Annotated in this window: 9 protein-coding genes; all 9 read right to left on the bottom strand. The window is 67.4% G+C overall.

Going from position 1 to position 22,216, the window contains the following annotated elements; all coding sequences use genetic code 11:
- Positions 1 to 137: 137 nt before the first annotated feature.
- Complete coding sequence (locus tag GCN75_RS08870; protein ID WP_226941209.1) at positions 138 to 626, bottom strand: YbjN domain-containing protein; 489 nt, start codon at positions 624 to 626, stop codon at positions 138 to 140.
- A gap of 29 nt (positions 627 to 655) precedes the next feature.
- Positions 656 to 1,348: a hypothetical protein gene (locus tag GCN75_RS08865; RefSeq protein WP_193317425.1), complete on the bottom strand. Its 693-nt coding sequence runs from the start codon at positions 1,346 to 1,348 to the stop codon at positions 656 to 658.
- A 6-nt stretch (positions 1,349 to 1,354) separates the two neighbouring features.
- Positions 1,355 to 3,058, bottom strand: a complete 1,704-nt coding sequence (locus GCN75_RS08860; RefSeq protein WP_152282345.1) for a putative porin — start codon at positions 3,056 to 3,058, stop codon at positions 1,355 to 1,357.
- 67 nt (positions 3,059 to 3,125) lie between these two features.
- Positions 3,126 to 3,842 carry an energy transducer TonB family protein gene (locus GCN75_RS08855; protein WP_226941208.1) on the bottom strand — a complete coding sequence of 239 codons (717 nt, stop codon included), beginning with the start codon at positions 3,840 to 3,842 and terminating at the stop codon, positions 3,126 to 3,128.
- 10 nt (positions 3,843 to 3,852) lie between these two features.
- Positions 3,853 to 4,263, bottom strand: coding sequence for an ExbD/TolR family protein (locus GCN75_RS08850; RefSeq protein WP_034753784.1), 411 nt, complete (start codon positions 4,261 to 4,263; stop codon positions 3,853 to 3,855).
- A 13-nt stretch (positions 4,264 to 4,276) separates the two neighbouring features.
- Positions 4,277 to 6,058: a DUF2341 domain-containing protein gene (locus GCN75_RS08845; protein WP_152282224.1), complete on the bottom strand. Its 1,782-nt coding sequence runs from the start codon at positions 6,056 to 6,058 to the stop codon at positions 4,277 to 4,279.
- Positions 6,059 to 6,114: 56 nt separating this feature from the next.
- Entirely contained in the window at positions 6,115 to 7,737 is a 1,623-nt protein-coding gene (locus GCN75_RS08840) for a ShlB/FhaC/HecB family hemolysin secretion/activation protein (RefSeq protein ID WP_226941207.1), read from the bottom strand.
- 167 nt (positions 7,738 to 7,904) lie between these two features.
- Complete coding sequence (locus GCN75_RS08835) at positions 7,905 to 21,572, bottom strand: filamentous haemagglutinin family protein (protein WP_152282222.1); 13,668 nt, start codon at positions 21,570 to 21,572, stop codon at positions 7,905 to 7,907.
- 180 nt (positions 21,573 to 21,752) lie between these two features.
- The coding region (locus GCN75_RS08830; RefSeq protein ID WP_405002794.1) for a FecR family protein at positions 21,753 to 22,216 on the bottom strand (464 nt) is incomplete at its 5' end.

Genomic DNA, 22,216 nt, shown 5'->3' with positions numbered 1-22,216 from the left:
TGGCTTGATTCACACACGCTCTTTAAGCAGTTTTAATGCGCGATGCCTAAAAAATAAGTATTTAATACGACACTTGGGACCCGCAGGCGACAAAAAAGACCCGTCACCGGCCTTTTTTGCCCCATTTGACCCGCTTATCAGGCTGCGACCGTTTCCTCTTCGGTCACGCTGGCGGCCTCGACTATCGGTGCCGTGCTCGTGTCGGCTGGCGTAAAGTTGCGCAAAAACAAGAAGAACTGGCCCATCATCTGCGTCCACAGTTGCAGATTGATATTCAGATACTCCTGGCTGACGCCGCCGGCAACCAGCACATCCATTTCCAGCACGACGAAATCGCCATGCTGGGCCACGCGGGCAAAACGCTTGCTGCGGTGCCATTCGGCCAGCAAGCCGGCCGGCAAGTCGCCGCCCTGCACGCGCAGCGGGCAGCTCAGGGTCAAATCGGCGTACTGGCCAGGCGCCGCTTCATTGCCCCACAGCACCTGAAAGCCGATGCCATGGCTGGCACTGTGCAGGCGCACGACGCCGTCGTGTTCGATGCTGGTCACGGCGCAGCCGGCCGCCTTGATGGCGTCGGCCATTTGTTCCGCATTCAGGGTGCTCAGCAAGTTGGTATTGTTTTCCATCGTCATTCCATTCATTTCAAAAAATAAAATTATTGGGGGGCGGGCGCGGGGGCGGCCGGCGTGTCACTGGTTTGACGCGCATCAAAGCGGCCCTGGTACAGCTGGTCGCCGTACTGCTGCGCAATTTGCTCGAGCTTGACGCGGCTTTGCGCGGCGAACGGCTGGCGCGCCTTCATGACGTCCAGCACGTTCAGCGACTCGTACGCTTGCAGGATTTCCTGCCCGGCCGCGAACAGCTGGGCATTCTTGCTCTCGCAGCGCGCCAGGGCGCCCCGCTGCGACGCCACTTCGCCGTCGAGGCGCGCACGTTCCGTTTCCAGCTGCTTGCCCGTGGCGGCCAGCTGTTCGCTGGCCTGGCGCAATTGCGCCAGGCTGGCGGCCGCCTCTTGCGCGGCGGTAGCGCTGCGCTGTTGCTGCTCGCCCAGTTTTTCCCGCTGCGCGCGCTCTTGCGCCAGCTGCGACTGGCTGCGCGCCAGTTCCTTTTTCAAGCCCTCGCTGGCAGGTGCGGCCGCGGGCGCCGCCTTGGCGGCAGGTACGCCCTTGGCTTTCAGCAATTCCAGCTCGCCGCGCGTCTGCTGCAGTTGCGCCGTGACATTGCGCAACTCGGCCCGCAGGCGCTCTTCCATGCTCTGGCCCTTCTGTCCCTGCGCCTGGGCGGTGCCGGCAACCAGCAAGCTCAGCAACAGTAGCGGCACGCGCATTTTGTTGGATATCAACATCATGGCTCCTTAAAAACGCGCGTTCAGTTCGATTTGCAGGGTATCGATCGACAGTGCCGAACCGAACACTTCACGGCTCGACGTCCAGCGGCCGTTCAGCCAGGTATTCTTGTCGAGCGCATATGCGCCGCCCAGGTAGTAGCCGCGCGCATTCGTGCCGCCCAGGTGGAAGGTGGAATCGTTGTAGGCGTCAGGCAAGGCATCCGGTTCGATGCGCTTGTAGCCGAGTAAAACGTTCCAGTCGCCGCGCGCTGCCGGGTTCGCCTTGCCCAGGGTTGCCTGCAGCATGTAGGCGTTGCCGCCGCTCCTGAAATCGGCTTGCGACACGCCGCCCGTGCCGCCGAAGTTGTTCATGATGCCGCCCTTGGCGCGCGCCCACATGGCATTCTTGTCGTAGGCCATGTTGCGCACATAATCGCCTTCGATGCGCAAGTCCGTGCCGCCGGCCACCTTGCTATCCCAGCGCGCATTCAGGTTGGCCAGGCGGAATTTCGACGCCAGGCCCACGAATTGCGGCTGCGGCGTATTCGCCGGGTCCAGCGGATTAAGGGCGATATTGCGCAACAGCATCAAGCTATTGCCCTTTTGCATGCTCGACGGACGCGACCAGTCCGTGCTGCAGCCATCGGCACCCGCGTACAGCGCGCACGGCTGCGAATATTCGCCGCTGATGTTGCGGAAGTTGTAGTAGGCCAGCGCGCCGCGCAACTGATGGTCGCTATTGATCTTCCACGACGCGCCCACTTGCGCGCCCAGCAGCCATTTGTTTTCGCTGGACATTTTGGCCTGGCTGCGGCTAGGCGCATTGTCGGACGAATACTCGAGCGGAATCAGGCCCAGGGTACCGAACACGGTGACGTCCTTGCTGTCGCCCACCGGTTGCTGCACCTTGGCGGCGATGCCGTCGAAATTGAGTTCGCTGGAAAACAGTTCGTCGCCGGACACAAACGGATTGTCGAAGCGGCCCGCCGTCAGTTTCAGCCACGCAGCAGGCTGATACGACAGCCAGGCCTGGTCCAGCCAGATGTTTTTCTTGCCCAGGCCGCCACCGAGCGTTTGCGTGGTGGACACGGGGCTGTCGTCGTTGCCGCTGGCCAGGCGGATGCCCGCTTGCGTGCTGTCGGAAATGTCGGCCAGGATGCCCAGGCGGGCACGGGCGCGCAGCAAGTGCTTGCGGTCTTCGCGCGTATTCAGCAGCGCCGGCAGGGCCAGGTTGGTGTTCGAATTGACGTCGTAGCCGCTGCCGCTGTTGAGCGAGCGCCAGTCGATCTCGATATTGCTGTTGGCCATGTCGTAATAGCGCGATTCGTAGCGGGCGCGCACATCGCCTTCCACGCGGATGCGCTTGGTCCAGGCCGGCGTTTCATTCGGCGCTGCCCAGCCGCCCGCTTTTGCCTCGGCCAGCACTTGTCCCTTGATCTCGTCGCGGATCTGCTCGCGCACGGTTTGCGAAATATACGGCACACGCACGTCGCCCGGCTGCACCTGCGCCAGGGCGGCCGGCGCTGCCGCCGGACGCGCTTGCGCGGCGGCCAGCGCCTCGCTCTGCGCCTGCGCCAGCAAGGCTTCGCCGGCATCCTTGTTCAGGGCGCCGCTCTGGATCAGGCCGCGGATCAGCTTGACCATGGTGCTGTCGGCCGGCGCCTGCGCTTGTACTGCGCCTGCCGCCATGCTCAACGCCAGGGCAGCGAGCGCCAGCGGAAGGCGGCGCATGCGCTGTGGGGAAGAAAATAAGGAATTCATTGTTTCTTTCGGTAAAAATTAAAATGAATGTGTGCACTTACGGCCGGCGGCCCTTGATCGATACTCTCGCGGGGAAACGCAATGACGCCGGTGGCCGCTCATCGGCGCGGAAGTCGCGCACCATGGCCAGCACCTGCTCATCCGTCTGCGCATTGCCCGTGCCTTGCACCAGCTGCACTTTCGTCGTCTTGCCTTCCGTATCGAGCCACAGGTCGACGCGGATGTCGGCAAAGGCCAGCTGGCGCGTGCGCGGGTCGCGGGCAATGGCCATCTGCAGCGCATTGGCGACATAGCGGCCATACGATCCCGCGCCGAGGCCGCCGCCACCGCCGCCGCCCGTCATGCCGCCGCCGCGCCCGGCCTGGATGCCGAAGGCGTCGCTGCCGGCCTGTGCCGCGCCGTCGATGGTGACGGGGTCGCCCTTGTCCGGCGACGGGCTTTCCGGCGCGTCATCCATGGGCTTGTCGGCCGGCGTCGGTTCCGGCTCCGACACTTCCGGCACCACCTTGTCCGGCGTCGGTTCCGGCAGTTTTTCCGGTTCCGGCGGCGGCGGTGGCGGGGGCGGCAACATCAGCATCGGCGGAGCCGCCACTTCGCGCTTGGTGGCCGCCGTATCGGACAGCAGATACCAGACCAGCGCGGCCAGCGCACCGGCCAGCAGCGCGCCGCCGGCCACGCCGCCCCAGCGGCGCCACCATTGCGCCGCGCCCGACGGTTCCGAGGCAGCCATCTTCATCATGTCGTCACGCTTCACCTTGCGCTCCTCATGCCGGCTTGCCGGTCACCAGGCCCACCTGGTTCAGGTCTATGCGGCGCAGCAAGTCCAGCACTTCGACCACTTTCGCGTATTGCACAGCTGCATCGCCGCGCACGATCACGGGGAAGTCGGGCGTCAAGGCCTTTTCCGTGCGCAAGCGCTCTTCCAGCTCGGGCAAGGTGACGGGATAGGCGTCGAGGAAGACCTGGCCCGCGTTGTCGATGGTGATGGCCTTGGTCTTCGGTTTTTCCAGCGCCATGGCCGAGCTGGCCTTGGGCAGGTCGACCTTGATGCCGGGAATGCTGGCATTGCTGGTCAGGATGAAGATCACCAGCACCACCAGCAGCACGTCGACGAAGGGCGTGATATTGATGCCGCCGCTACGCTTGCGGGGGGTAAACTTGGCGGAGGTGGCCATGGTTATGCGCCCCTCACGCCTGTTGCAGCACGGGACGCATCTGGCGTCCGTCGCCCTGCTCTTCAGCCAGGCGTGTGGCAAATTCGTCGACGAAGACGGCCATGTCGGCAACGATGGCGTCCGAACGCGACGACAGCCAGTTGTAGCCGAACAGGGCGGGAATCGCCACGCCCAGGCCCGCAGCCGTACACAGCAGCGCTGCCGCCATGCCTGGCGCCACCGAGTTGATGTCCACGGCGCCGGCCATGGCCGCCACGACGAACACCAGCATGATGCCGATCACGGTGCCGAACAGGCCCACGTAGGGCGCGCCTTCAATGGTGGTCGAGAGCCAGATCATGCGCTTGGACATGCGCTCGCTTTCGCGCACCATCACGCCATCCATGGCGGCGCGGATGGCGCCGATCGTCGCGTTCGACACGGCGTTCAGATCGTAGCCGCGGTCGTGGCGGCGGCGCATCTCGTCGATGGCCACGTCATACAGGCGCCACAGCGAGGAATCCGTCTTCACGGAAGCGCTCAGCTTGCCGTTGCGCGCCAGGTGGTCCAGCGGCGCGCCGGCCGCTTCGTGGAACGACTGCATGAATTGCGCATTGGCACGCGAGATGGCGCCATAGCTGCGGCCCTTGCCGATCATGATGATCCACGACAAGACCATCATCAGGCCCAGCACGCCGACGACGATCCACGCGTCGAGCGGCATGGCGGCGATGATGAAGCCGAAATGGCTCTTGCCGGCCTGCTGTTCGTCGGCGCCAAACACGGCCAGGCGCGATTCGGAACCTTGCGAGACAGCATCGGCCAGCAGCAGGGCGTCGGGACGGGCCGTGCGCGACAGGCGCAGCTCATCGATGGCGCCCGTAAAGTTGGCCAGGGTGGCGGCGCCGGTGGCGACCGGCGGCGCATCGGCGCCTACCGAGGCAGCCGTGGCAAACGCCGGCAGGGCGGTGGCCAGCGACACGGTCGGACGACCGCCCACATACAGGGCCACATTGTTTTTATCGGCCTTGACGGCCAGGTGCGACCATTGCGCTGCCTGGATCGGCTGGCCGGGCTTGCTGCGCTGGCCATTCACTTGCACGAAGGGTACGCCCTGGTCTATGCCGATCAGCAATTCATTGGCGCCGTCGCGGCGTGCATATAGCACTTGCTGCGCGCCCAGGCTGTCCGGACGCACCCAGGCGGAAAACGTGAACGGCGCGCCGGCAGCCAGCGCCAGCGAAGGCGAGGCGGGCAGCATCAGCGGTGCCGTACCCAGGCGGGCGCCGGCACCGATGACGGAACCGTCCAGCGCGGGCACGGCCGTCTGGGCATGGTTGCCGTAGGCGGTGCTGTCGCGCGAAGGCACGCCAGGTTCCGTGAAGTGGTACACCAGGCTGTAATCGGGATCGAAGGTGCGCTGGCCGTTACCGGAAGCGGGCGCCTTCGGATTGCCGTAGTACATCCACAGCTGCTGCGGCGTGCCGGCCGTCAGGGCCGGGACGTCGACCCAGATCAGGGCGATGCCCAAGAGCGGGTTGAACTGTTCGATCTGGTGGTTCAGCACCGTCTTGTCGTCGCCTGCCACGAAGCGCAGGTCGGCGCCGTTGTCGCTGACGCCTTCGAAGTTGAAATTACCCGAATGCAAGCGCAGCAGCACGGGAATGCGGCCGGGATCGCCGCCGACGGCGCCTGCCTTCGGACCGGCATCGACGGTGACGGGTTTGCGGTAAGCCCAGTCGGGCTGCCACCAGGCATGCGCCAGGCCGGGAACGAGCGTGCCCAGGATCGTGAGCAGAAAAAGAAAACGTTGCATGACAGTGATTCTCCGAAGAAAAGTCTAAAAAAGTACAGTGCTGGTGAGCTGGCCCGTCAGTAGCTGGCCGACAGGTTGAAATTGATGCGGCGCACGTGTTTGTGCGTGCGCGGGCCATCGCGCAGCGGGTAGGCGAAATCGATGCGGCCATTCAGGTAGCGCAGAAACTGGAAGCTGCTGCCCACGCCCACGGAAGCCAGACCGAACAGGTCTTTCTGCTCGATCATCGGGTCGCGCAGGCGCAGGCGCGCGCCATCGGCAAAGGCAAACAGGCGCCAGTTTTCCAGGCGGCTGAAATACGTGAGCTGGGGCGTGCGCCATTCGACGGTGCCCGAGACGCCGTAGTCGCCCGTCGCTTCGGCCGACAGATAGCCGCGCACGGAATTGGCGCCGCCGGCGGCCATCTGCTCGCCCGACACCAGCGCCGCGTCGGCCAGCTGGCCCGACATGCGCCCGTGCAGCTGCGCGCCGCTGCCCAGGGTGTAGGTGGCGTTGGCGTCGCCCTTGAGCACGAGGAAGCTGGGCGACGCCTTGTAGCGCTTGTTGTCATAGGCGGCGCTGTTGCTGCCGTAGCCGAACGAGGCGCGCGTGCCGGCCACCAGCGACAGGCCCAGGCCGTACGTCGCCGCGTCCGTCTGCGCAAAGCCGTTATACGACACGCTCAGGGGCACGTACTTGAGCGGAATATTGCTGCCCGTGCCATTGAGTTTCAAGGCTTCCTGGTTATCCTTGAAGTCGATGCCGGCAGAAAAGCTGTGCCACCAGATGCCGCTGTTGGGCACCGTGTAGTTGACTTTCATGCCCAGCGCGTGGCCCTTGCCCAGCACGCTGGTGCCGCCCGTGCTGGCCACGTTGCTGTTCGACTGGTAGCCCGTCGCTTCCACGCTCCAGCCCTGCGTGCCGATGGGCGCCACGTACGAGGCGGACCACACCTTGGTCTGGTTCAGGTCGCCCGGCGTGCCGAAAAAGCTGATGGTGGCGCTGTGTCCCAGCTGCCACAGGTTGTCGTGGCCGACCGACATGCTGGTGCGCAGCTTCTTCGTGTCGGCGCTGTAGTCGTTGTTCAGGCCCACGCTGGCGCGCCACGGGCTGCTGTCCTCGACTTTCAAGTCCACGTCCATGGTGCCGGGCAAGCTGCCCTGCTTGACCAGCGGCATCACCTGGCGCTTGGGGCCCCGGTTCAGGGCCGTCAGTTCCGCTTGCGCCTGCGTAAAGTCCGGCACCTTGCCTTCCGTCAGGGCCGGCACTTGCTGACGCACGTCGAGCGGCGAGTTGTACTGCGCACCGACCACGCGCAAGCGTCCCACCTTCGTTTCGCTCACCTGCAGCACCACCACGCCCTGCTCCACCTGCTGCTCGGGCAAGTCCACGTAGACGGACTGGTAGCCGCGCGCCTGGTAGGCGGCGACCAGGGCGTCGCGCGCCCCTTCCACGTCCTTCAGGGTGCGGCCCGGTCCCAGGAAGGGCGTGACCGCCTCTTCGATGGCACGCGCATCGAGCACGGTATTGCCGCGCACCAAATATTCCTCGATCGTCACCTGGCGCTCCGGCACGGCCGGCGCGGCTGCAGCTGTTTCCTGAGCGTATGTCATGCCGGGCAGCGCCAGCATGGCCAGGCACAGCATCGTCAAGGCCGTCGCAGGCGCCGCTGGCGCTGCACCGTTGCCCTGTTTTTTCATCTCACGCATCTTCCATTCACCTTAAAATCAAACGGTTGCCCTGTATTGCGGCGCTGGGCCGGCGTTGTGTACTGCGCATGTCGTCCATCGAAGCTTGTCTACTGATGCCTAGACAGTCGCCGCGCGCGGCGACTGCCGAATGTCATCAAATGTTCATAAAACTCCGCTCAAGGCTGCAAACCGCGCCGCTCGTTCGGCGTGAGCGCCTGCAGCTGCGGCGCCGTCAGCGGTCCCGCACCGAGCACCTGCACCACGCCGGCCGGCTGATAGCTGGACGCCTGCGGTTCGCCGCCCGTGTGCTTGCCAACACCGGCTTCGTCCGCCTGCTCATTGCCAAAACCCAGCACCTTCACCGTAAACAGCGACGGCTGCGCCTGGCGCGTGGCGGCCCGTTCGCGCTGCAGCACATCCTGCGCCGCGGTGACGGCTTGCGAGGCGGCCGCGCTGGCATTGCTGAGCGCCCCCACGTTCACCGAGGCGATCACGGGCATGCCCGTCGACTTGCCCTGCACCTGGATGTTTTCCGCATTCACCACCTGCAAGGCCGCCAGATTGACGTTGCCCGAGACGCGGATGCCCGCCTCGCCCGCGTCGATGCTGCCCAGCGGGGCGATCAGGTCGATGTCGCCGGGCGGCACCTCCGGGATCGGGTTCAAGGTGGCGATGCCGGCGCCCGTGCTCGGCGTGCTCGGCGACAGGCTGACGAGGCCGATGCTGTCGTAGTTACGGCGCTGCGGCGTGTAGACGACGGTGGACTTGGTGCCGCGGCCCGCATTGATGTCGCCCGTGGCCGACCAGGCCAGGATGTTGCCGCCGAAAGTGGTGAAGATGCGGCTCTGGCCCAGCAGGATGCTGTCTTTCGCATACATCTGGATCTCTCCCGCCCCCTGCGTCAGCACGCCCGAGCCTTCGCCCGGCGCATAACCGCCGTCGACGCCGATCAGCGCGCGCCCGCCCGGCACCGCGATGCCGATATCGCCGCCGAAATCCGTATGGATGCCGGCATCGTTGACGATCACGTGCGGCACGTTGACGACCGGACGCCCCGCCTCGGCCCACTCCTGCGGACTCAAGTAGCGCACGCCCTCGACGGGCCGCTTGGTATAGATGCCTGCGTAGTCGTTGACCGTGTACAGCGCGCTGCTGAACATCGTCAGGTCGCCCTTGTACTCGATCTTCTTGCCCGCCTTGTCCTGGGAGGGGAACAGGGTGGCGATGGCTTCGCGGCCGCGCAGGTAGCTGCCGCGGCGCATGCCGTCCGGATCGTTGTATTCACGCCCGGCCGCCTTCAGTTCGGCAAAGTAGACATTGCTCAGGTACACCTGCTGCTGTTCCTTCGGCAAGGCGGCAAAGAAGCTGCGCGCATCGGTGGCCGGGTCGTAGCGGATGCCCAGGCCGCTGTCGCCGCCAAAGCGCGTCGTCAGCCAGTTCACCAGGTGCAACTGGCTGACCAGCGCGTATTCGCGCGCCAGGTCGCGCCGCACGCCGCCCGTTTGCGCGCCGGCCTTCTCCAGTTCCGCCTGTTTCGTGCCGAGGAAGGCGGAAGCGCCCGCCTCGTCGCCGCCATAGCCGAACTGGCCGCGCAGCCAGTCGGCCAGGGTCAGCTTGCCGCCGTAGACGTACACGGCGCTGCCGGCCTGGTCGGCCAGCGGGCGGCCCGGGTCGGCCAGCTTGGCCGGGTCCAGGTAACGCGCCGCGAAGGCCGCATAGTCGGGGCCATTGCGGCCCACGCCGGCGGCCACGCTGATGCCGGCGCCATTGCCGCGCTCGCCGGGACCGGTGCCGACGATGGAACCGAGGCTGCGCAATTCCGCCTTGTCGGCCATGTACAGGTCGCGCCCGGCGCTCACGTTCAGCTGGCCAGGCCCCGCCACATAGAAGGTGCTGTAGCGGATATCGCGCCCGGCGCTGACGACGGAGACGTCATCGGCATGGCGGTGCACGAACAGATTGCCGCGCGCCGACGAGCTGCCTGTGACGACCGGCTTGTCCGGATAGTCCGGCCGGCCGACAAAGCCCTGGCTGGTCCATCCGGCCGCGCCGTCCGGCACGTCTTCGACGCTGCCCAGCGGCGTGCCCGAATTGACGATGTCGCGCCCGGCGCGCACGGCCACGGCGCCGCCGCCCTCGTACCACACGCCCAGCGGACCCACGTCTCCCCTCAGCGTGGCCCGGTACACGATGCCGCCCGTGCGCAGGCCGACGATGTCGCCACTGTTGGCATAGAAATGCGCAGGCAGCTGGCCCACGGGCACATAGTCCGACACCGTCGGTGCCGTCATGCTGAACAGCGGATAGGTCTGCGCCTCCACGCCGGCGCCATTGGCATTCCCCGCAAACGACTTCAGCGGCGAAGGCGCCAGCGCATTCGTGCTGACGTTATGCAAGGGCAGCAGGCCGAACCAGACCTTGTCCAGCGCCCCGACGAAGCCCGGATTGAACGGGTTCGGCAAGAGGCGCGGATCGGCGCCCGATGGCGTGATGGGGTAGCCGGCCGCATGGATGGAATCGGCGGCCAGCATTTCCAGCTGGCCCGTGCCCGTCTTGACGAATTGCGGCGCCACCGGCGACGGCGCCAGGATCACGCCGTTTTGCGGCATGTCGACCTTGCCGCCCTCGCCCAACCTGCCCAGGCTGGCATTGCCGTAGTACAAACTGCCGCTGGCAGCCACGGCGCGCAGCACGGACGGCATGACGAAGCGTCCGTCCGAGGGCGCAGGGTTGTCGCCCGTCGCCGATCGGATCCAGGCGGACGTCGGCGTCAGGTTGCCGCCGGCGCTGAACAGGTCGATGGCGGTGGCCGGCGTCCACAGCGAGAACCAGCTCCAGCCCTCGCCGGCGCGCTCGACGCCCTGGTAGTTGAACGGCGAGCCATTGCCCAGCTGCTTCACGCGGCCCGCATCAGCCGTGCCGCCCAGCACCAGGTCGCCACGCGCATCGATGCGCACACCGCTGTCGCCCGGCACCAGGATCGGTCCGCCGCTGGCAATCGCCGTGCCCGCCGTATAGGTTTCATACGGCCGCGATTCCTTCGGATCGGCGCGGTCGAAACGCAGCTCGACGCCGCCCACGGCGCCCGCCTCCATGCGCAGCGCGCCGCGCAGGTTCGTGAAGGTGCTGTTGAGCGTGAGAGACTGGCGCTCGTAGCGCGTATCGACATTCTGGGCATCGCTGTTGCGGTCGAAACTGCGCACCTCGGCAACAGGGTTGAGCCCGCCGCCGATGCGGATGTCGAGGTCGCCGCCGCCCGTCAGCAGCAGCTTGCCGTCCGGCGTCACCCTGCCCGTGCTGCCCACGGCCACGTTCAGGCCCTGGCTGCGCGGTGCGTACTCGCCGCCCGGATCGGTGCGCGAGGTCAGCATGCCGGCATCGCCGCCCGCCTGCAGCAGCACATTGCCGCCCCCCAGGGTGCCGATGCCCGTAAAGCCCGACACGGCCGGCTGGCCGGCAAACAGCTCGCTGCCGTCGGGACGCGCGACATAGGTGCCGAAATTGATCCACCATGCCGTCGGCACGCCCGCGCCCGTGCTGCCGCTGCCCTGGCGCCACAGCCAGGTACCGATGTCGCTGGTATCCTGCTGCCGGCTCAGGGCGCCGATGGCGTCCTCGCGGCGCTGCGTGGCGGTGCCCACGGTGTCGCCCTTGACGTCGCCCTGGGCGCGCAGCAGCAGGTTGCCGCCGTGCTCAGGATACCAGGCGCGGTACAGGCTCTCGCTGCCCCCATCGACGAAGCGCGTCAGCTGGTTGTCCAGGGCGCCGAGCAACTGGCCCTTGGCACTGACGCCGCGGGGCAGGTTGAACAGATCCTTGCCATCGACCAGCGGCGAAGCCGACTGCGTGCCCGCCGTGTAGACGCCGTACAGCGAACGCATGTCGAAATCGCCGGCGGCCAGCAGGTCGAGGTCGCCCGTGCCCGTACGCAGCACGCTGAACAGGGGCTGGCGCGCCGGCGCAATCACGTCCACGTATTCGGGCGGTGTGCCATCGGCAACCTTGACCACGATTGCGCCATATTCATTGAAGCCAAGCAGCACTTCTTCGCTGCCAAAGTCATCCAGGTTGATCGGCGTGCCCGGTTCCTGGCCAAACAGGCCGGCATCGTCGCCCCAGATGTATTGTCCGGGCAAGCCGGTGCCTGGAACCAATTCGCGGGCAGGGACCATGCCGTAATGCGTATCGGCCAGCATCAGGTGGGCGTCCTTCGCATGCGGCCGCAGCGCACGCGTGTCGGCCGCGGCCGTATCGGCGCCGCCCACCAGGCGCAGTGACCACGCTTGCGAACCCTGGGCCAGCATGGGCGCCAGCGCCAGGTTGCGGCCCTGGCTGCCGCTGCCATCCTCGCTGCGCAGCGCCACCATGGTCGCGTCGCCAGGCAGCTTGACCACGGTGCCGGCGGGCAGCACGCTGCCCTTGTCCAGCGCCAGCGCGGTGGCCAGCACCACGCCGTTGACGGGATTCCATCCATCGCCCACGTCCCACGGCTTGCCTTCCGGGAAGGGCAGGGCCACATTCGCGGGCCACACCATGGCCGCCACCCTGGCTGCGCCAGGCAGGCGCAGGCCGGGATCGAGCTGCATGCCGCTCGATAAGGTCAGCGCCTTCTGCAAGACCGTGCCGGCCGCGTACAGCACGCTACCATCGGCGTTGCGCACGGCGCCGCCCAGCACGCTACCGGCCGGCAAGTTCAACTCCGCCGTCAAGGTGGCGCGCACCGCCAGCAAGGTGCCGCCGCGCAATTGCATCGGCTTCATCGGCACGGCGAAATTGAGGCTCGTGCCCGATTTGAAATACGTGTCTTCGGCCAGGGTCACCAGGCCCCCTTGCGGCACGACGACATCGCCGCCCCACGGCAAACGGCCCTTCACCAGTTGCCAGCCCTGGTCGTCCGACGTGACGGGCAAGGTGCGCGTATCGAAACCATCCGTGATGCTGCCAAAGACGCTGAGCTTGCCACCGGCGCGCACGACCAGCGCGCCCGCCTCGCCCGAGCCGTACACGCCGCTCAGGCGCGCCAGCGGATTGACGCCGTCGTAGCGGTGGCCGGACAGGTCGATGTCGCCATCGATATGCAGGTCGCCGCCCGGCGTGGCGCTGACGATTTCGACGCCGGGTCGCAGGTGGAAGGCGTTCGCATCGCCGCGCAAGCCGCGCAGTTTGTTGTTCATCAAGTTGCCGTTCGCCAGCGCATTGACCATGAAGGCCTGGCTGTCTGCATGCTTCCCGTCCAGGTAAGCCTGGGTAATGCTCTGGTAGCTGCGGCCGTCCGCATCCTTGCCGGTACCCGCCGGGGCATCCTTGTATTGCCAGAAGGCGTTGACGTTGATGTTGCGCGCGCCCGCGATGTTCAAGGCGCCGGCCGCATCGATATCGATATCGTCGCCCGTGGCGCCGCCCAGGCGGCGCGCATTCAAGTCGATGCTGCCGTAATTGCCGCCCTTGTCTCCGCTGCGCAGGTCGAGCCGCGCGCCGTTTTCCAGGGTCAGGCGTCCGCCAGGCGACGCCAGTTCGATCACGGCGCGGTTCGGCGCCTCGATCACTTGCCCGTAGCTGTCCGTGCGCAGCACCGTGCCATGCGCGTCGAGTACGGCGCCGGACTTGATGGTGACGCCGTCGCGGCCGGCCAGGCGGATGCTGCCCACCTGTTCGCCGCTGGCGTCGATGCGGCCGTTCACCGTCAGCGCGCCGCCATCGACGGACACGCTCACTTCGCGCGCCTTGACCTCGTCGCCGATGGCCAGGTCGCCCTGCTTGAGCTGGAAGCTGCGGCTGCCGAACACCTTGCCCGTGTTCAGGCGCTGGTTCAGGCCGGCGAAGTCGCCGATCCGCTGGGCGCGGATTTCCGCGCCGCCGGCCGCATAGGCTACCTGGGTACCGCCCGCGTCATAGCTGCCGCTGGCGCCGCCCAGCAGGGTGCCGCGCAAGTCGGCCGTGCCGGCCGCGTCGCCCGTGGCGATCACGCTCAGCTTGCCGGCGCGGTTGTTCACGGCCGACAGGTCGATCACGGAAGCGGCCGCCTGGCGCACATCGCCCTCGCGGCTGTCGAGGATCACGTCGCCGCCCCAGCTGTACTTGCTGGTGTCGTAGAAATCGATCTTGCGTCCCGCCAGGTCCAGCTTGGCCTTGTCGCCCAGCAGCACATCGCGCTCGGCCGACAGCGTCAATTTTCCGCTTGGCAAGACCACCGACGTATCCACGCTGACATTGTTGCCGCTCAGCGCCACTTCGGCGCCCAGGGCGCCGGCCAGCGCCGCATTCGTCGGCGTGGCGGCGGCCGCACCTGCCGGCGCGCTCACCGTCAGGTTGCCGCCCGCCGTGATGCGGTTGACGGAACCGGCCGCGCCCGTCAACAGCGGCGTGTTGATCACGACGTCGCCACCGCTGTAGCGGTAGCCATTGATGGCCGTATCCCACGCGCCCTGCGACTGGTAGACGGACAGGCTGCCCTTGTTATTGGCCGTCATCTGTTCGCTCGCATTCAGCGCCACCTGGCCGAAGCCCAGTATCAGGCGGTCCAGATTGTGGATGGTGTCGGGACGGCTGTCCGGCGTAAAGCCGAACTCGATGCGCTTGGCATCGACCTGCAGGCGGCCGCTGCCGGTGCCGGGGCCATCGGCAACCACGGCGCCGGGCGCGTTCGTCGCACCCTGCCACACGAGGGTGTCCGTGTGGATGCGCGCCAGCGCGTCCGCGCCGCCATAGCCATAGATGGCGGGCGTATTGAGCACCAGGCGCGACAGCGACGACTTGCCCGTGGCCGCATCGATGGTCGACAGCTGCGTCGAGTCATAGAAATTGAAGGAATTGCGCGCCGTCAAGCCCAGGCTTTCCAGTGCCGGTGCACCCGTGCTGGTATCGCCGCGCAGCAGGCGGTCGAGCACGCCCTGGTTCAGCGCCAGGCCATCCGGCAAGGCACCGCGGGCGCTGGCGTCCGCCAGCGCGGCTTCGCTGCCGATATTGATCGCGCCCATCGCCAGCTGCAGGTTGCGCGTGCCGTAGCGTACGTTGTCGCGCAGGGTAAACGCGCGCTCCGTCACCGCCGCGATGGTGCCCTCGGAGTACAGCGCGGTGCTGCCGCCGCAGGCGCCGCCCGCCTTCCTGCAGGCGCCGATATCGATGATGCCGGGGCCATACGATTCGGACGGCGGCGCTGCGGCCGGCAGCATGTCCAGCCAGCCGTTCGAGACGGCCAGCACGCTGCCCATCGGCTGGTACACATAGCCGTCGCGCGAGTCCCAGGCCGCCTTGCCGCGGCCCAGCGTATTGATGCCGGAACCCTGCTCGAGGATGATGCCGTCGTCTTTTTTCGACGTCACGAGGAACACTTCGGCCGCCTTCAGTACGGCGCCGTCGCGCAGCACGATGCCGCCCGCCGACTCATTGATGGCGGCGATGTTGGCGCGCTGGTTGCTGCCCGTGGCGAAATCGCTGTAGGTGACGCGCGGCAAGCCGCCGATGCCCACGCGCTGGGCGCCGAAGGCGTTGATTTGCGAGGCGTGCACGGACACGCCATCGAAGTCCGCCAGCGGCGCCGTGCCGTCGGCCAGCACTTCGTAGCGGGTCGACGCATGCGTCCCCGTCCCCAGCAGCAGGGAACCGCCAAAGCCTCCCTCGGCCGGCGCGTACAGGGCGCTGCCATCCATCATCAATGGCGTCTGGTTATTCTCGACACTGCGCAGGGACGGGGCGATCAGCTGCAGCCGCACGGCCTTGGCGTCGCGTTCGAGCATGGCGCGCGGCACGCCGTCGCGCGTGGCTTGCGCCATGGCAAAAGCGGCATAGCCCGTTTCATTGTATTGCGAATAGCTGCGCAGCACGTCGGCCGGCGTCAGGATGGCCTGGCCGGGCACGGCGTCGCGGATGGCCGTGCCGGCGATGCCCGTCTGCGCCGCCGTGGCGTACGAGCCATTGCGCATGGCCACCGTGCCGCCCGCCTCGACGGTGCCGGCCAGGCCATTCAATTCCACACGAAAAGCGCCCGGCAGCAAGGCGAAATTCGATGGCAGCAAGGTGTAGGTGCCGGCCGCCAGGCCGGGCACGCCCGCGCCGATGGTGATCTGGCGTCCCACGGCAGGCTTGCCCGCGCCCTGCTCGGCCATCAGTGGCGCCACGTCCGGCTGGACGCCGGGGATGATGGCGTACACGGGGTTGGTATTCAAGCCAGGCAAGGTGAAGCCGCCATTCGGCTTCATCTGTACCAGCGGATTGAGGCGCGCATCGGTGGAGCCGCCCCGTCCTGCCAGGAAGGCGGCGCCCGTCAAGGTGCCGCCGCCCGACAGGTCGAGCACGGCGCCGGCCTGCACGTCGACGGCAGCGCCCGTCAAAGCGATCTCGGGGCCGTTGCCCACGCCCTTGAACACGACGTCGTTGCCGTCATACAGGTAGCTGAGGCCATCGAGCGTGCCGCCGTACGGCATCGTCAAGCCCTTCGCGCTGACGGAGGTCAGGCTGCCCGGCAACAGGTTGACATGGTCCGTATAGGCTTCATAACCTTCGGCGCCCAGGGTGATCTGGCCCAGCGGCGCGCGCAGCACGCCGCGCTGGTTGATCGTGGGCGCAACCAGGTTCAGGCTGCCAAAGACGGAAAACGGCTGGTTCGGCGTGGCGCTACCGGCGCTGCGCTCGATATTGAGCGTGCGCAAGGGATCGAGCGTGACGCGCACGATGCCGTATTCGTCGACCCGGCTGCTCTGGCCCACGGTGACCATGCCGCTGTCGCCTGTGGCCGGGTAGATTTGCGCGGCCACCAAGGTGGCATTGCCCGGCTGGTACAGGGCGGCGTTGTTCGACATGCGCAAGTCGCCGCGGCTGTTGAGGGTCAGCTGTTCGAAGGCATCGCGTTCCACGGCCAGCGGCTTGCCGCTGCTTTGCACGATCTCGCCCCGCGTGCCCATGTTGACTTCGCCCGCAAGATCGAGCATGCCCGCATCGATCTGCAGCAGGGAGCCGTCGGCCACCAGCGGCACGCCCAGCATGCCGCGCCCCTTGCCCGAGTTTTTCGACCCTTTCACGGCATTGGGCACGATGAAATTGTCCTTCTGCGCGCGTGCGGCCGTTCCCAGGCGCACATACGGCGCCGCCAGGTGTACCTGGCTGGCCAGGCTTGGCCGCTTTTCCTGGCCGTCCTTTTCCTGGCCGTCCATACCCGGCTGTTGCGGCGGCTGCGCCAGGCCCAGCGACGTGGCGCTCAGGCGCAGGCTCTGGCCCAGCGCCAGGTTGACGTCGCCATCCACGCTGAGCATGCCATTCACGTGCATGGCCAGGTTATCGAAGCCGCCGGCCTGCACACGGTCGGCACCCAGGCGCGCACTGCCGTAGCGCAAGGCTTCATCCTGCTGGCCCGCGCGCAAATCGGCCGGCAAGGCGCTGTCGCCCTGTACCTGGGCCAGCACGAATTCGCGCGGCACCCGCACCACATTGTCGACGCCGGCGCCTTCCAGCGTCTGGCGGTCCACCTGGCCATAGTTGGGCGTGTCCAGCGCCAGCGCCAGGGTGCCGCCGGCCGCCCCCGCGCCACCGGCCGCCGCGCGCATGGTGCCATCGGCAAAGATGCCGTTGTAGGAACTGAGCGAAATCAAGCCGCCGCTGCCGGCCACGTTGACGGCGCCCTGGTTCGGCAAGTCCAGCGTGGCTGCCGCGCCGCTGGCGTCGAGCAGTGCGCCCGGGCGCACGACGACAAAGGCATCGGCCGCATCGACGCTGGCGGCATCAGCCTTGTAGCGGGCGCCGATTTCGATGCTGCCGCCCTTGTCGGCGCGGCCATAGCGGCCGCCGCGCATGTCGGTAGCGACGGTGGCGCGGCCGGCGACGTCGAGCACGGCGTGTTCGCCGATCCAGATCGACGTGGCTTGTCCCTTGCCGTTCGGCACATCCACATCGTTGCCCGTGCCAAACGTGCCCGGCAGCACGGCGATCTTGCCGCCCCAGGCCTCGAGGCGGCCATCGATGCTGACCTGGCCATTGCCCGTCAAGCTGATCTGGCGGCCCGGATCGACCGTCACGACGGCGCCCTCGGCCACCGCCAGGCCGCCCTTCACGTACGGGCTGCCCGCCGTCAGCGTCAGGTCGGCGCCGGCGCGCTGCGTCAGGCGGCCCTTGCGCGCATCTTCCTGGTACAGCGGCGGCGTCCACACTTCCAGCGCGGCGCCTGGATCCGTGCCGCCGGCCACCGTATGGCCGGTGGCGGGTTTGAAGCGCAGCACGGGCATCCGCACATCGATCTGCGCATTCTTGGCCACCACGACGCCGTCGCGGCCCGTGACGGCGTAGTCGGCAAAGCCGCTCTGGAACAGGCTGGCGTCCAGCGCCAGCATGGGCTGCACGGCAACGTCGCGCCCCAGTGCGACACCGGTCGGCAGCAGCTGGCCTCGGGGCGCGGCCAGCGCTTCGGCAGCGATACTGCCGGCCGCATACCGCGTCGTCATCGGCTGGATGGGCAAGCCGTTCGGAAAGGCCGCCGCCGAGACCACGAAGCCCGCATTCAAGCCGTTAATCGACGTCAACACGCTGCCGGCGGGAACGATGGCGCCGCTGCCCAGATAGATCGCACCGTTGACGACGACCTGCGCGCCCTGCGGCACCACCATGCTGGCCCCCAGGACCAGCGGTTTCTGCGCCGACACATCCACCGTCACGGCTTGGCTCAGGGTCTGGCCCGGCTTGATCAAGCTGGTGCTGAGCGCGAAATCGAAGGGGATCTTCTCGCCCTTGGCAATCAGGAATTCATCGACGAGGCGCAAGCCGACGGGGGCGCTGCTTCCCGCAGGCAACACGTCGCCGTCGAGCAGCTTGCCGCCGATGCTCACGGCCGTGCCGCTATCGATCGTCAGGCGGCCGCCGCCCTTCACGCCATGGCCACGCAGCTCGCCGTCGAGCTTGAGCAAGGCGCCCGTCGGCGCTTTTTCGCGCGGCAAGTCGACGGCCAGGGTGATGTCGCCGCCGCGGCCGCCCTGCAGGCTGCCATTGCTCATCAGCGCGGCACCGGACGAGACGTCGATGACGCTGCCGCCAGCCAGCTCGATGCCGCCGGAGCTCTTCAGGCTGACCTTGCCGCCATTGATATACGGCAAACCGGCGCCGGCGCCCGGGTCCAGCTCCAGGTTGCTCCACAGGCCGCGCGCATCGAGGCGCACGCCGGGCGCCACGCGCACGCCGGCCGGTCCCGCGGGACGCGCTTCCGGCGACACGGGCAGGTCCGCCCACACGGCGCCCGCGGAGGCAAGGTAGCGCGAAATCATGTTGCCGGCGGCAATGCTGCCGCTGCGCGCACTCACGTTCGCCTTGATCCCCACGTCGGTGGCGTGCAGGGCGATGTCGCCGCCATCGGCCACGCGCACGTCGGCATTGACGTCGAGCTTGTCGTAGGCGTAGATGTTCAGTGCGCCCAATTCCAGGCCGTTGAGCCAGTCCGCATCGAGCTGCAAGGTGTTGCTGCGCGCGGCGGGCAAGGCCGCATTGAGCAGCTGGCCATCGGCGATGGCTGCCACCTTGCCGATCTCGACCTTTTCCAGCACGGCTTGCGGGCTGTCGCGCAACTGACCCGACTTCGGATCGAAGACGGGCGTCATTTTGCCGACGATCAATTGACCAGCGCGCGCCGCCGACGTCTGCGCCTGCTTGTAGCTGTCCACGCCGTCGTCGCGCTTGCGCTGCTGGCGTTCGCCCTGGAACACGGACGTGTCGATGTCGCCTTCCAGCACGGCCGCGCCCGTGGAAACGATCAGGCGGCCCGCATCGCGGCCCACCGTGTAGCCGTTTTCCAGGCGCTCGCGGGGACCGATCAAGGCATTGGCAAAGGTTTCCGTCGTGTTCGCGCCCCAGCGCGCATGCGTGCTCTCATAGCCGCGGTACAAGCCCGTGTACAGGTTGTCGCCAGGAGCCGTGCTGAGCTTGTACATCGCGCCATCGGCGCCCTTCAGCCACGTCTGCTTGACCATGCCCGTCTGGACGTCCAGCGAACCGCCGGCGATGTTGATGCGCGAACCGGCCTGCGTCACCACTTCGCCGCCGCCAAAGCCGACGGTGCCGCCCTGGGCCGCCCATTCGCCGACGCCATGGCCGCTGGTATTGAGGTAGCCGCTCACTTCCAGCAAGCCGCCCGCCGTGTACCAGCGGTCCGTGGCGTAGCCGTTGGTGCCGGCCGGCACCAGCACCAGGTCGCGGCGGTCGACCCACACATCGCTGTTGTTCAGGTACTTGGCGTCGCGGCTGCCCGGCGCGTCGCGCTGCTCGTTGCCCTGCACGTTGATCAGCACATTGTTGCTGCTCATGTCGACCTTCACGCCGACGGCGCCGGAGACGTCGATGGCGGCGCCGCGCGCCACGTGGCTGCGGCGGGCTGCATCGGCCAGCACCTGGCCGCCCGTGGCCAGGGTCAACGAATCGCCCTCGAACTCGATGTTACCGGCGGACACGATGCGCACCAGCGACTGGTCGCGCCGGTCCTGCGGCGTGTCCGTGCCCTTGCCCGTGTCTTTCAGCAAGGTATCGCGCTGCACGTCCAGCGCCGTGGCGCCATTGTCATCGATGAGGATGGCGCTGACGCTGCCGCGCGCCAGGGTGACGCCGGCGTTCTCGTCCGCCGCCGTCAGGTGGATCGTGCCGCGGCCATTGACGGTCGTGCTCGACAACAGCACACCATCCTGGCGCACGCTATTGCCGCTGAGCGTGATGTCGCCCGTTGCCGCCTGGATCAGGCCGTTGTTGACGACGCTGCCGGCGCCGCTGCCGGCCACGCGCAGCATCCCGACTTCATTGCCGCGTGTGCTCGAATATTGGTTCTTGTCCGTGCCCATGCCCTGGCGCACGACGATGGCGTCGCCGGCCGCCAGCGTCGTCTGGCCGTTCGGCGTGGTGATGGCGCCCGCATTCTCGACGCTGCGGCCGGCCAGCAGCACGTAGCCGCCACCCTCGGTGACCGTCTGCGGCTTGCGCGTGTCGATGCGCGCGCCGGCGGCGACGACGACGTCCGCCTCGGCCGCCCCATGCGTGTAGGTGTTCTGGCCCAGCAGCAAGTCATTTGCAAAGGTCGGCACGGCGCCCGTGCCCTGCGCCTTGCCGTACAGGCCGCTCTTGAACTGGCTGTCGCTCATGCCCATGGCGGCGGCGGCCAGATTGCGCGTATCGACCTGGCTGCTGCCCGTAAACACGATGCCGTTGCGGTTGACGATCATCACCGTGCCGTCGGCCTTGATCTGGCCCTGGATCTGGCTGGGGCGCGCCAGCGGATCATTTACGCGGTTCAACACGGCCCAGTTCGATTTCTGGTCGAATTGCAAGGTGGTGTTCTTGCCGACGTTAAAGCTTTCCCAGTTCAGGATCGCCTTGTCATCCGTCTGCACGACCTTCACGACAGTCTTGCCATCGGCCTGGGTCTGCACGGGCGCCTGGGCATTGAGCCAGCCCGCCGTCAGGCTGTTGCTGTCGACCTGCAAGCCGCCCTTGACCAGGCCGTCCGGTGCACCGCCGGCGGCCAGCGCCGCCTGGCGCGCGGCCGCCTGCACGGCCTGCTCGGCGGCGATGCCGCGCGCGGCCAGCAACAGGTTGTTCAGCGATTGCTGCAGCTTGCCTTCGGCCTTTTGCTGCTGCAACAAGGGATTGTTCAGCGATGTGGCTGGCTGGCCATTCGGCAAGCGTCCCGTGGCGGCAGCCGTACCCTGCTGCGCGCCCTTGCCCGCAAACCAGGCGCCGCTGAACGGCTGCTGCGCCTGCGCGCCACCCGCCTGCAGCAGCATGGCGATGGCCAGCGCCAGCGGTTTCAGGCGCACCGGGCGACCGGTCCGGTTGCCCGCCATGGCGGAGGAGGATGCGTGTTTCGTGACCGACTTGCTTCGCTGCATGGCGACATTCCCTTTTCATGTTCCGTTGCTGACCGATATCGCGAGGCGGCGCGCGGCACGCACGGGGCGGGCGGCAGGCACTGATTCGCGGCTTCCAGCAGCATTGACAGGGAACAAGGTTCGGGACTGCAAAAGGTCATCAAAATGTCATAATTGGCGGCATGCCATCGGCGTGCCGCACTAGCCGAACAGCACGATGCCGCCCGGCAGCCGCGTCACGCGCGCGCCATACGCATCCTGGATCAGGGCGATCACGTCGTCGAGGCGGTCGAGCGAAAAGCTGGCCTGCACGCGCGTGTGCTTCAAGGCGTCGCCATTGAGGATCAGCTTGCCGGGACGGTAGCGGTTCACCTCGTCCACCACCTCGGCCAAGGTGCTTTGCTTGAACACCAGCAGGCGCTGGCGCCACGCGCTGACGTCGCCCCTGGCCACCGCGCGCGCGATGCCGAAATGCTCGGGCCGGTAGCGCAGCTGCTGGCCCGCGGCCAGCTCCGCATCGTTGCCCGCCTGCGCCACGCGCAGGCGGCCCGCCAGGCACGTCACGCACACTTCCTGGCCAAACAAACGGATGTTGAAACGCGCGCTGCCGGCCGACACCGTGCCGTCGCCCGCCTGCACGCGCACGCGCGCCGCACCGCGCAGGC

The sequence above is a fragment of the Janthinobacterium violaceinigrum genome (assembly GCF_009208555.1).
Classification (GTDB): domain Bacteria; phylum Pseudomonadota; class Gammaproteobacteria; order Burkholderiales; family Burkholderiaceae_D; genus Janthinobacterium; species Janthinobacterium violaceinigrum.
Note: the sequence above shows the minus strand (reverse complement) of the source record. Positions and strands in the feature narration are given on the sequence as shown.